We start from the raw sequence: 11,506 nt of genomic DNA, 5'->3' as shown, positions 1-11,506 counted from the left end.
TGGTGTTTCCGGCGCTCCGATTGCCGGAAACATCCGCCCTTGCTGACGCCGGGCGGACTTATTCCGGCCTACATCCAGGGCCGCCATTTCAGCTTTCATGCCTAAATGACGGTCTTGAACAGACTTGTGTATAACGACGAGAGCTGGAGCTTGGGAACTAGCACAACAAACACAATACGGGGCGCAGCGTGTCCGGCACTGCATCCTCAAGCTCTGCGCAGGATCAAGAGTATTAAGATATTCCCGCGCAGAACTTGAAAACCAGGAAATAAACGTAATGAGTGGCACCCACTCCGGCAGTTCGATCACTTTCATTGCCTATCCTTTCATCCCGTTCAGCGAATCCGCATCCAGGGTATGGAAACGGCGGAAGATTTGCAGCACCAACCCCAAGCCGACACCCACTTCAGCCGCAGCCAGCGTTAATATCAGCAGGAACATGATTTGCCCGTCCGCCTCTCCCCAACGTGATCCGGCGACAATAAAAGCCAGACCGGTAGCGTTGAGCATGACTTCCAGAGACATCAAAATCATAATCAGGTTACGCCGCACCAATACCCCGATTAAGCCCAGCACAAACAGCGCGGCAGACAATAACAGGCCCTGCTCCATAGGAATCCCGTTCATGATCGTTCCCCGGTTTTTGTGGTCTTGAGTATCGGTTTTGCCAAGTGATAAGCACCGACCAAACCGGCCAGCAATAACATCGAAGCCAGCTCCACAGCCAGCAGATAAGGTCCGTATAACGCTATCCCCACTTGCTTGGCATTCACTACATGGCCGGTTTCGGCGCTGCCGCCGGATATAACGATAACCAACATTTCGACGAACAGAATCAATGCCAACAGTGACGGCCCGATCCACATACCCGGCTGTAGCCAAATGCGTTCCTGTTCAATGGTCTTTTGTCCTTGATTGAGCATCATGATGACGAAAACAAACAAAACCATAATCGCCCCGGCGTAAATAATCACTTCCAGCACTGCGGCAAAATGCGCGCCCAACAGAAAAAACAAAACGCCAACGGCCAGCAGCGATAAAATCAGGTACAGCAATCCATGCACTGCATTGAGCCGGGTGATCATCATCACCGTAGCGAAAACAGCAACGGCGGAAGCGATATAAAACAAAGTCAACGTCATCATGTTCTCCTGATTAATAGTTCTGACACCGGAACGCTCATCTTTGTACACATCACGGAGTAGGCCGGAATAAGCCCGCCCTTGCTGTCGCCGGGCGGGCTTATTCCGGCCTACCTCTTAATGGCAGTGACGCTCCGGCGTGGGATCGATAAATCAAGGTAATAACGTTTTCACATCGACCGGCGGAGCCTCATTCTCAGCCTGCCCCTTGGCCTTGCCTTCAACCGTCATTCCGGCGACCCTGTAAAAGTTGTAATCGTGATATTTCCCGGTGCCATCAATTAGTAAATGCTGTTTTTCGTAAACCATGTTTTGCCGGTCGTATTCGCACATTTCAAAATCCGGCGTCAGTTGAATTGCATTGGTCGGACAGGCTTCCTCGCAAAATCCGCATAGAATGCAGCGGGAAAAATTGATGCGGAAAAATTCCGGATACCAGCGGCCGTCCTCGTCCTCGGCTTTCTGCAAAGCGATACAATCCACCGGGCAAGCGACCGCGCATAGATTGCAGGCAACGCAACGCTCTTCGCCGTCAGGGTCGCGAGTCAGCACGATGCGGCCGCGGTAACGGGGAAACAGCGCCGGTTTCTGTTCCGGGTATTCGACCGTATCCGGCTTGACGAAAGTATGTTTCAAAACTTCCCATAATGATCGCAATTGACTTAGCATCGATTTCTCCCCCTCCGATTCATAATTTATGAATTTTTACTCACCACGAAGACACGAACGACTGCAAGGACAGATATTTGCTCCTGCAATATCTGCATTCCCCACATCCATGTGGGTTATGCAGGAGGTAGAGCAACGCAGGAGCAGTTGCCGAGAACACGAAGGAAAACATAAACTTCGTGTTCTTCGTGTCTTCGTGGTTAATAACAGAACCTGACATCGTCTTAACCTTGCAATGACAAGACCACGCCGCCGGTCACCAGCAAGTTCAACAGCGCCGCCGGTAACAGCACTGTCCAGCCGAAAGCCATCAGTTGATCGTAGCGGGGCCGCGGCAACGAGCCTCGCAGCAGAATAAAGAACATGATGCCGACGGCGGTTTTCAGGCAAAACCATAGCAGCGGCGGCAGCCAGGGACCCAGCCAGCCGCCGAAAAAAAGCGTTACAATCATTGCCGAGCTGAGCGTAATGCCGAGATACTCGCCGACGAAAAACATGCCGAATTTCATCCCTGAATACTCGGTATGAAATCCGGCTATCAACTCTTGTTCGGCTTCCGGCAGATCAAGGGGAGTGCGGCGGCTTTCGGCAACGACCGCAATCAGGAAGATAATAAAGCCGAAAAACTGGGGAATAATAAACCAGCCGTCGCGCTGGGCTTCGACAATCTCCCGTAGGTTGAAAGTGCCGGACAGCATCACCACGCCCATGACGGAAATACCCATAAACACCTCGTAGCTGACTGTCTGCGCCGCCGCACGAATTCCCCCAAGCAGCGAATATTTGTTGTTGGACGCATAGCCTGCCAGCACGATGCTGTAGACAGACAGCGAAGACAGCGCCAGAAAGTAAAGCAGTCCGAAATTAAAATCGATAATGCCGACGCCCGGCGCAAAAGGAACGACGGCGAAACCGGTCAGCATGGTGATGAATACGATGGTAGGAGCCAGTATGAATACCGGTTTGTCGGCAAAAGGAGGAATCCAGTCCTCTTTGAAAAACATCTTGATCATGTCCGCCACGACCTGCATTAAACCGAATGGTCCGACCCGATTAGGACCCAGACGATCCTGCCAGACCGCCAACAGGCGTCTCTCCACCCAGATCAGCATCGCCGCAACGAAAATCACCGAGACCAGAATGCCGATAATGTCGGCTGCATCGCCCAGACCCGTATTCATAACTGCACCTGCCGATCCACTTTTTTTAAAGTGACCTGAGCCCCGCTTTTCATGGACTGGAATGCAGGCAGTCCCGCTGTTGTTGCCAATAAACCGGGCGGCAGCGTAGGCTCGATCCGCACCGGAACCTTCAGAACCGGGGTTCCTGCAAGACTGCTGATGTCCACTTGATCGCCGGTATCGACTCTCAGTGTTTCTGCATCCAACGGATTCAGCAAAATACAAAAATCCGGCAATCGCTCGAGCAGCGATGGCGAATGCAGGCTTAATTCCTCGCTGCCGAAAATGTGCGGCAATGGCGTGATTCGCCACCGGCCCGGCGTCGGCATGAACCCGGCTGGAATGTCGCTGAACCAAGGCAGAGCGCCTGATGCTTCAATCAACCGTATTCCGGCGTCGCCTCCACGCAGATGCCCGCCTGTTTCTTGCTGGAATTTGTTAATCGCCTGATTGGAGTTCCATCCCGGCGTCCAAATCACCGGCAATAAAGCCGGTGGGATTTGCTCCATATCGCCTTCCATCGAAAAAGCGAACGGCGTTTCCATATCATGCGGCTGGCCGGGCTCGCTGACATTGACATTGGCGTGCATCGCGGTACGGCCGCTGTAGCGGTGCGGTTGCCTGGGGATTTTGCCGCCTTTGACGGTGTAATCCGACCTCGGCGCAGCCTGGATAATATCGGCAAGCCCCGGAAATGCGCTTGCGCAAGCGGCGGTCAGCTGATCGTGATGCCGCCATTGGCAAGCTTCCATCACATTTGTCAGCCACTGCCAGCTGCCGCGCACCGACTCTGTTTCCGGGTAAACCGGAAAATAACGCTGAGCCCGCCCTTCGTTATTGACCAGGGTGCCTTCGGATTCGGCGAAAGTCGAGGTCGGCAGCACCAATTCGGCATGCTCCGTGGTTTTATTTTCCAGGCTATCAATAACCACGACATGATCGGCCAGTTGCAAAAACAAGTCCACGTTTCGGCTCGGCGCCCGGCGATAGAGATCGTTCTCAAGAATAATCACGCTGTCCGTCAAACCGTTGCCGATTCGTTCAAAGGCTTGCGATAAAGGTCTTCCGCCCATGATTGCCAAACCAAGGCTGTTACATTCCGGAACCGTAAAGGCCAGTTGTTTGTTTATCGACGGCAGCGCCTTGGCGACGTTGTAGGCCGCCTGAATGACGGCAAGGCTTGAACAACCGGTTCCCGATACGATCAACGGGCGTTTCGCCTGTCTCAAGCTGTCGGCAATGGTCGTTGCCAGCGCTTGTTCCCTATCGCTCAGAGCGGCAGGCGCGGGAGCCGACTCATCAAGACTGTGAGCGATCGCAAAGCCCAGACGGGCAATGTCTTCCGGACTGGCTCGATAAGTATTCGCGGCCGTATCATCCAGACGAGTGGCGCAAACGCTGGCAATGAACACCGGCGTTGAGACATGTTTATCCAAATTCCTCACCGCAGCATCCTGCCAGGGCAATATGTGCAGGGTATCAGCCAGGTCGAATGATGCATTACGCGCCGCCTGCCGTAACGAAAGCGCCAGCCTTGGGGCGCTGTGAGTCACATCTTCGCCGAGGATCAGCACCGCATCGGCTTGTTCGACTTCGCGCAGGGAGGGGGAATGGATGCCGCCGTCAAGCATCAGTTCGGCAATAGTATTCAGTAAGATATGTTCCGTATCCTCCAAACCGAGGAAGAAGTTTTCCTCGCCAACCAGCATGCGCAAAGCAAAATTGGCTTCCAGAGGCGCGCGCGGCGAACCGATGCCGATCGCCGGTTTGGCGGTTTTCAGCAGGTTGCGGAAATAACTTTCTGCGGTATCGACAGTGATGTCCGGATAGCCTTTGAGCTTCGGTTTTCGGATGCGTTCGGGACTGTTAACAAAACCGTAACCGAAGCGCCCTCTATCGCAGAGAAAATAACCGTTAACCTCACTGTTATAGCGATTGACCACTCGCCTGAGTTCACCGTAGCGTTCGCCGGGAGCGATGTTGCAGCCCAGGCCGCAATGAATGCAAACCGACGGCGCGCTTTGTAAATCCCACTTGCGCGCATAATGCGCGCTGAAAGTTTTGTCGGTGAAAACCCCGGTGGGACAGACTTCGACCAGATTACCGCTGAATTCGTTTTCCAGCGCGCCATCCTCAAAACGGCCGAAATAGACGTTGTTATGTATCCCGAAGACTTGAAGGTCTTTGCCTCCGGCATAATCGTCATAAAAACGCACGCAACGGTAGCAGGCGATGCAGCGGTTCATTTCGTGATTGATAAACGGGCCGAGATTCTGGTTATTATGGGTTCGTTTCAGGCCGCGGTAGCGACGAAAGATATGGCCGGTCATGACCGTCATATCCTGCAAATGGCATTCGCCGCCTTCTTCGCAGACCGGACAGTCATGGGGATGATTAGTCATCAGCAGCTCGATATTATCGCTGCGAAATTGCCGCGCCGGTTCGGCATTCAGGGAAATACGCAAGCCATCGGCTACCGGCGTCATGCAGGCCATGACCAAGCGCCCGCGCCGGTCTTCCGCATCTTTATATTGAATGATCGCGCATTGCCGACAGGCGCCCGCCGAGCCCAGCGCAGGGTGCCAGCAAAAATAAGGCAGGTCCAGGCCCAGCGATAAGCAGGCGGACAGCAGATTTTCGCCGTCCTGAACGTCATAAGATTGACCGTCGATTTCGATGCGGGCCATTACGCAGGCTCCATGATGGCGTGACTGCCGACGATATAGCGCTCAAAATCGTCGCGGAAATATTTAAGCGCGCTTTGCAATGGTTCCATAGCCCCGGGAGCCAACGCGCAAAAAGTATTTCCGGGGGCCAGCATGCGGGTTAATCCTGCCAAGGTATCCAGATCTTCGATGCGACCTTTTCCTGCAAGGATGTCTTTCAGTAAGGTTACCGTCCAGGGCAAACCGTCCCGGCACGGCGTACACCATCCGCAGGATTCCTGGGCAAAAAACTGTTCCAGATTCAGCACCATTTGCACCGGGCAGGTTTGGTCGTCAAGCACGATGATGGTTCCGGTACCCAGACGGCTACCGGCTTTGGCTACGGCTTCGTAATCCAGGACCACATCCAGGTGCTCTGGCAGTAAAAAATCGGTTGATGCGCCGCCGGGCAAAAAGCCGCGCAGTTTGTAACCGTCCCGCATCCCCCCGGCATATTTCTCAATAACCTCCCGAATGGGGATGCCCATCGGCAGCTCCCATAAACCGGGATACTTAACGCGGCCGCTGGCGCCGAATAATTTGGTTCCCTTGTCGACGCCGCGTCCCAAGCCCTGATACCACTCGACGCCATAATGTAAAATATGCGGTACGTTACATAAGGTTTCCACGTTATTGACAATAGTGGGCTTACCCCAAAGCCCGGTGACCAGTGGGAAAGGCGGTTTGGCTCTGGGCGTGGCCCGCTTCCCTTCCAGCGCATTAAGCAACGCCGTTTCCTCGCCGCAGATATAACGTCCTGCGCTGGTATGCAGAACGATTTCCATGCTGAAAGCTGAATTCAACACCTGTTCGCCCAGATAACCCTTAGACCTGGCTTCCAGCAACGCATAAGCGAGACGCCGCCTGGCAAGATGGTATTCTCCGCGCAGGAAGATATAGGCGGTATTGGCCTGAATCGCATAGGCCGCAATGATCATACCCTCGATTAACTGATGCGGGTCCTGCTCCATCAACATTCTGTCCTTAAACGTTCCCGGTTCCATTTCATCGGCATTGGCGATCAGATAGCGCGTTTGCGGCACATTGGCATCCATCGGGACCAAACTCCATTTGAGTCCGGCATTGAATCCCGATCCGCCGCGCCCCCGCAGCCCAGCATCCTTAACCCATTGCTGCACGTCTTTCGGTTGTAATCCCGTAATGGCCTTGCGCAGCCCCTGATAACCGCCGGTGCTCTCGTAATCGGCCAGCGTGGCAAAGGCTCGGTCCGGCCGGATATTTTTAGTCAGCGGCTTGTTCATTTTTTCCATAGCGCATTACCTTCCGAAAATCTCGTTAACAGCATTTTCTGTGAGGTCGAGCCTCAGTTCATCCCCGACCATCGCCACCGGCGCATGATCGCAAGCGCCCAGGCAAACAATCGGCAATATAGTGTATTCGCCGTCCGTGGACATTTCGCCCAACCCGACGTTCAAATGCCGACACAGGCGTTCCTGTATCTGATCGCTGCCCAGCATCCAGCAAGTAACGCTGTTGCAATAATGAATGACAGTTTTACCGACCGGTTGGCGGTAAATCAGGTTATAGAAAGTCGCCACCGCTTCCAATTGTGTCGGCGATATGTCCAACAGTTCGGCGACGGCAATCAGGCAGTCATCAGAAACCCAGCGCCGGTATTTCTGAACGATTTTCAGCGCCTCGATAGAAACCGCCGCTTTATCTTCATAATGGCTCGTCTCGGCGTTAATCTCCTTGATTTCAGCGGGGCTTAAGCCTTCAAAAACTTGCTTTTTCATTTCAGCGGTCCACGTCGGCCATTACAAAATCAATGCTGGCTAATATCGCAACCAGGTCGGCAATCATCATGCCGCGGCACATCATCGGTATCATTTGTAAATGCGCAAAGGAAGGCGTACGGATACGGGTCCGGTAGGACATGGTGCCGCCATCGCTGGTCAGGTAGTAGGCATTCAAGCCTTTGGTAGCCTCGACGGTTATGGACGATTCGCCGGAAGGAATCACCGGCCCCCAGCTTACATTCAGAAAATGCTGGATCAGGGTTTCTATGTCATGCAGCGTACGCTCTTTGGGCGGCGGCGTGGTCAACGGATGATAGGCCTTGTACGGCCCTTCCGGCATGTTTTCCAGGCATTGTTTGATGATGCGAAGGCTCTGGCGCATCTCCTCTACCCGCACGGTGCAACGATCGTAACAATCGCCGTGCTTGCCGGTGGGTATGTCGAATTCGTAATTCTCGTAGCCCGAGTAAGGCCGCGCTTTACGGTAATCCCATGCAAATCCGGTGGCTCGCAGGTTCGCGCCGGTCACGCTCCAATCGATAGCTTCCGCGGTGTTATAGGCGCCGATACCCTGAGTCCGGCGTTTGAGCGTGCTGTTTTGCAGCACCAGCTTGTCGTATTGACTCAGTCGGGCAGGCAAATAGTCGATAAACTCGCTTATGCGTTTATCCCATCCTTTCGGTAAATCCATTGCGACGCCACCGATCCGGAAATAACTGGAATGCATACGCGCGCCGCTAATCGATTCCAGAATATCGAACACCTTTTCGCGGTCGATAAACATATAAAAAATCGGCGACATCTGGCCCAAGTCCTGGGCGTAGGTGCCGTAAAACAACAGGTGACTGGCAAGACGGTAGAGTTCGCAGATCATCACACGGATGACCTTGGCGCGCTCCGGCACTTCGATTCCGGCCAGTTGCTCGACGCTAAGCACATAAGGCAGATTGTTCATCGAACCGCCCAAATAATCGACCCGGTCCGTGTAAGGAATATAGGTGTGCCAGGACTGCCGTTCGCCCATCTTTTCCGCGCCTCGATGGTGATAGCCGATGTCGGGCAGCGCATCGATAATCTCTTCGCCATCCAGTTGCAAGGCAATACGAAACACGCCATGGACGCTGGGATGGTTGGGACCCATATTCAGGAACATGAAATCACTGTCTTCGCTTTGTCGGCGCATGCCCCAATCTTCCGGCACGAAGCGCAAGGCGTCCTGCTCGATGTCCTGCTGCTCGTCGGAAAGACTAAAAGGTTCCATTTCGGTCGCACGGGCATAATGATCCTTGCGTAGCGGGTGTCCCTGCCAGGTCGGCGGCATGATAATGCGTTTGAGATGCGGGTGGCCTTCAAAGACGATGCCGAACATATCCCATACTTCGCGCTCGTACCAATTGGCCGAGGGCCACATATCGCTGATAGTCGGGAGTGACAAGTCGGCTTCGCTCAACGCAACTTTGAGACGAATGTCTTCGTTGCGGTCGAACGAAAGTAAATGATAAACGACGGTAAATGCGCTGTCAGGGAGGCCTTGCCGGTGAATGCGCTGACGCTCGTCGACGGCCGTCAGGTCGAACAATAAAGGATAGGGAGGCGTCGCCTGTGATTTTAAATAGCGGAGAATGGCATGCAGGTTTTGCCGGGAAATCCAAAGCGTGGTTATGCCGTCGCGGGTCGACTGGAGGCTAAAGTCGCTTGCGCCTGTTCGTTCCGTCAGTTCGCGCACGATCTGCGGCGCGTCAGCAGGAATAGCGGTTTTGTCAGCGTTACCGTCCAATGTATTCCTCTCATTCATAACAGACAAATCGGTTATAAAACTTAAAAAATCATCACCACGAAGACACGAAGAACACGAAGTTTTATTTCTTCGTGTCTCGGCAATTGCTCCTGCATTGCTAAACCACAAGGATGTGGTGAATGCAGAAAACGCATGGAGCAGTTTTCTGTCTACCTCCTGCATAACCCACAGGGATGTGGGGAATGCAGAGAAATGACGGGATCATTTCCTGTCCATACAGCAGTCATTCGTGGTGAATAATGAGAAGTTACCGTTTGAACTATAGCTCGTCCGGATTTCTCAACTGCTGCGCACGCATCCTTTCTTCCGTCAATAAATCGCGGTAACTGGGTTTGGGCGCTTTGGTCACCGCTTGATCGCCGACCACCCAGCTTAACGGCCGCCTTTCCTTACCTATCGCATCCTGCAACAGTATCAAGCCTTGCTGCAATGCCTCCGGCCGGGGCGGACAGCCCGGCACATAAACATCCACCGGTAAAAATTTATCCACACCTTGCACGACGCTGTAAATATCATACATGCCGCCGGAATTGGCGCAGGAACCCATGGATATGACCCAGCGCGGTTCCAGCAGTTGGTCATAGAGCCGCTTGACCACCGGCGCCATTTTTCGGAAAACCGTGCCGGAAATGACGATCAGATCCGCCTGACGCGGCGACCCCCGGATCACTTCAGAGCCGAACCGGGCAATGTCATGACGGCTGGTAAATGCGGTCGCCATTTCCACATAGCAGCAAGACAGGCCGAAGTTAAAAGGCCAGACGGAATTGGATTGCCCCCAAGCAACCATGTCCTCAAGCTTGGCAAACAAAAAATTGCGGCGTAACGCTTCTTCATACGTTTGCTGCCCGGGTTGTGGAGCCGGATCTGTCTCCGCTTCGGTTAGAGTCCAATGCATGGTTCCCCCTATGATCTGCTGTCGGATGAGTCAATGCGCTGCCTGCGGGTACGCCAATCCAGAGCGCCTATAGACCCTAGGTAAATCAATGCAGCGATTAATACGCCGATAAAGATCAGCGCTTCGATAAAACCCGGCCAGCCTGCTTCTTGCACCGCAACCGACCAGGCAAACAGGAACACGCTTTCCATGTCGAAAATAACAAAAAAGATAGCCAGCAAATAAAACTGAACGGAAAAACGAATATGAACATCACCCGCCGGAACAATACCCGATTCAAAAGGTTCGTCGGCAGCTTTGGCGTGATGTCTCTGTCCCAGCAGATACGCGCCGCCGAGCATGATGCCGGTGATAGCAACGACGGCTCCGAAATAGATTATCAATTGAAACAGATCGGTGGCGGGAATAGCTTCGGAATTTTGCATATCGGAGAGCCTTATTTTATCGATAAAAAAATTAAAGATATGAACTCTGCTGCGTAAGCGCTTTCAAACTGATTATTCATTTTCCTGCAAAATACTCAGCGACACTGGCAAAGGCCTTCCTGAATTATTACGGCAATATCCAATCCATGAGCCTAAAAAGCCAGTGGGAATGGAAGAATCATATACAGGTTAGAGAAGGCTAATCATTTGTACAATCCGTAGAAATGCCTATTAGGATTCTTGATTAGCAAGATGCTTCAGCTAGCACCGTCATACTGGCAGGGATGCCAGTATCCAGAGCCAGGGATGGTAACTTTCCAATACCGCTGTGGCATGATTTAGGCTTGATGCCAAGCCATAGTCTCACATCCATGTGACTGGATTCCGGCATCCCTGCCAGAATGACGAGCTTTTTGACGCTAGCTGAAGCATCTTGCTAATCAGGTTAGGATTTGGTTAAAAATAACTTCCCGAAATCACTGTCTCCTATCGTCAAGCCGCTCGTGTTGAGCCCTTCGATAAACTCAGGAGAGCCTTGTCGAAGCATGATCGGCTTGACGCGGTAGGCCGAAATTTTTCCGTTCGCCCTGACCCTTCGGCTGCGCTCAGGACTAAAGGCCTTGTCGAAGGGGGGCGGAAAAATTTTATCCGATCCATATCGGGAAGTTATTAATGACCGTATCCTAAGTTAAGCGTTGTAGGAGCGGGCCATGCCCGCGATAAAAGCGCTGCAACGCTGTAATCGCCGCCCAAATGGCGCGGGCGCGGCCCGCTCCTACGCCGTCATTGTCTTCTTAACTTAAGGCAGTGACGCGCTGCATGGGAACGTAGCGCGCTCGTCTTTATACACATCTCGACGTTATTTCATACCCGTCCCTTAGATGAAAGCATCCGTTGCTATGAGGTGTCTGTAAATATCACTATCGGG

The 11,506-nt window shown here is 53.1% G+C and carries 10 protein-coding genes; all 10 read right to left on the bottom strand.

Features of this window, described 5'->3' with window-relative positions; genetic code table 11:
* Nucleotides 1-318: 318 nt before the first annotated feature.
* The 10 genes from nuoK to ndhC all read right to left on the bottom strand — a co-directional run bounded on the left by nuoK (nt 319) and on the right by ndhC (nt 10,578).
* On the bottom strand, nt 319-627 hold the full coding sequence (gene nuoK, locus Q8L79_RS14060; protein WP_305272316.1) for an NADH-quinone oxidoreductase subunit NuoK: 309 nt from the start codon (nt 625-627) through the stop codon (nt 319-321).
* Nucleotides 624-1,142 carry an NADH-quinone oxidoreductase subunit J gene (gene nuoJ / locus Q8L79_RS14055; RefSeq protein WP_305272318.1) on the bottom strand — a complete coding sequence of 173 codons (519 nt, stop codon included), beginning with the start codon at nt 1,140-1,142 and terminating at the stop codon, nt 624-626. The genes nuoK and nuoJ overlap by 4 nt, the downstream gene beginning before the upstream one ends.
* Before the next feature lie 153 nt (nt 1,143-1,295).
* Entirely contained in the window at nt 1,296-1,811 is a 516-nt protein-coding gene (gene nuoI, locus Q8L79_RS14050; RefSeq protein WP_305272314.1) for an NADH-quinone oxidoreductase subunit NuoI, read from the bottom strand.
* Between the two features lie 224 nt (nt 1,812-2,035).
* On the bottom strand, nt 2,036-2,992 hold the full coding sequence (gene nuoH / locus Q8L79_RS14045) for an NADH-quinone oxidoreductase subunit NuoH (RefSeq protein WP_305272312.1): 957 nt from the start codon (nt 2,990-2,992) through the stop codon (nt 2,036-2,038).
* Nucleotides 2,989-5,679 (bottom strand): NADH-quinone oxidoreductase subunit NuoG, encoded by a 2,691-nt coding sequence (gene nuoG / locus Q8L79_RS14040; protein ID WP_305272310.1) that lies wholly within the window; start codon nt 5,677-5,679, stop codon nt 2,989-2,991. Before nuoG ends, nuoH begins: the two co-directional genes overlap by 4 nt.
* Entirely contained in the window at nt 5,679-6,968 is a 1,290-nt protein-coding gene (gene nuoF / locus Q8L79_RS14035; protein ID WP_305272308.1) for an NADH-quinone oxidoreductase subunit NuoF, read from the bottom strand. Before nuoF ends, nuoG begins: the two co-directional genes overlap by 1 nt.
* Nucleotides 6,969-6,974: 6 nt before the next feature.
* Nucleotides 6,975-7,454 (bottom strand): NADH-quinone oxidoreductase subunit NuoE, encoded by a 480-nt coding sequence (gene nuoE / locus Q8L79_RS14030; protein WP_305272306.1) that lies wholly within the window; start codon nt 7,452-7,454, stop codon nt 6,975-6,977.
* A gap of 1 nt (nt 7,455) precedes the next feature.
* The gene (gene nuoC / locus Q8L79_RS14025; protein ID WP_305272305.1) at nt 7,456-9,252 is read right to left on the bottom strand and encodes an NADH-quinone oxidoreductase subunit C/D; all 1,797 of its coding nucleotides are present in this window, start codon (nt 9,250-9,252) and stop codon (nt 7,456-7,458) included.
* Nucleotides 9,253-9,514: 262 nt separating this feature from the next.
* The gene (locus tag Q8L79_RS14020; RefSeq protein ID WP_305272303.1) at nt 9,515-10,153 is read right to left on the bottom strand and encodes an NADH-quinone oxidoreductase subunit B family protein; all 639 of its coding nucleotides are present in this window, start codon (nt 10,151-10,153) and stop codon (nt 9,515-9,517) included.
* 8 nt (nt 10,154-10,161) lie between these two features.
* A complete protein-coding gene (gene ndhC / locus Q8L79_RS14015) occupies nt 10,162-10,578 on the bottom strand; it encodes an NADH-quinone oxidoreductase subunit A (protein ID WP_305272302.1) in 417 nt (138 codons plus the stop codon).
* Nucleotides 10,579-11,506 lie beyond the last annotated feature (928 nt).

This window comes from Methylobacter sp. (genome assembly GCF_030680395.1).
GTDB lineage: Bacteria > Pseudomonadota > Gammaproteobacteria > Methylococcales > Methylomonadaceae > Methylobacter_A.
This window is presented reverse-complemented; position numbering and strand designations above follow the sequence as displayed.

Bases quoted from the DNA above. Each gene is read 5' to 3' on its own strand.
- nuoK (WP_305272316.1), bottom strand. From the start codon at position 627: ATGAACGGGATTCCTATGGAGCAGGGCCTGTTATTGTCTGCCGCGCTG.
- nuoF (WP_305272308.1), bottom strand. From the start codon at position 6,968: ATGGAAAAAATGAACAAGCCGCTGACTAAAAATATCCGGCCGGACCGA.
- nuoC (WP_305272305.1), bottom strand. From the start codon at position 9,252: ATGAATGAGAGGAATACATTGGACGGTAACGCTGACAAAACCGCTATT.
- nuoE (WP_305272306.1), bottom strand. From the start codon at position 7,454: ATGAAAAAGCAAGTTTTTGAAGGCTTAAGCCCCGCTGAAATCAAGGAG.
- nuoJ (WP_305272318.1), bottom strand. From the start codon at position 1,142: ATGACGTTGACTTTGTTTTATATCGCTTCCGCCGTTGCTGTTTTCGCT.
- nuoG (WP_305272310.1), bottom strand. From the start codon at position 5,679: ATGGCCCGCATCGAAATCGACGGTCAATCTTATGACGTTCAGGACGGC.
- nuoI (WP_305272314.1), bottom strand. From the start codon at position 1,811: ATGCTAAGTCAATTGCGATCATTATGGGAAGTTTTGAAACATACTTTC.
- Q8L79_RS14020 (WP_305272303.1), bottom strand. From the start codon at position 10,153: ATGCATTGGACTCTAACCGAAGCGGAGACAGATCCGGCTCCACAACCC.
- ndhC (WP_305272302.1), bottom strand. From the start codon at position 10,578: ATGCAAAATTCCGAAGCTATTCCCGCCACCGATCTGTTTCAATTGATA.
- nuoH (WP_305272312.1), bottom strand. From the start codon at position 2,992: ATGAATACGGGTCTGGGCGATGCAGCCGACATTATCGGCATTCTGGTC.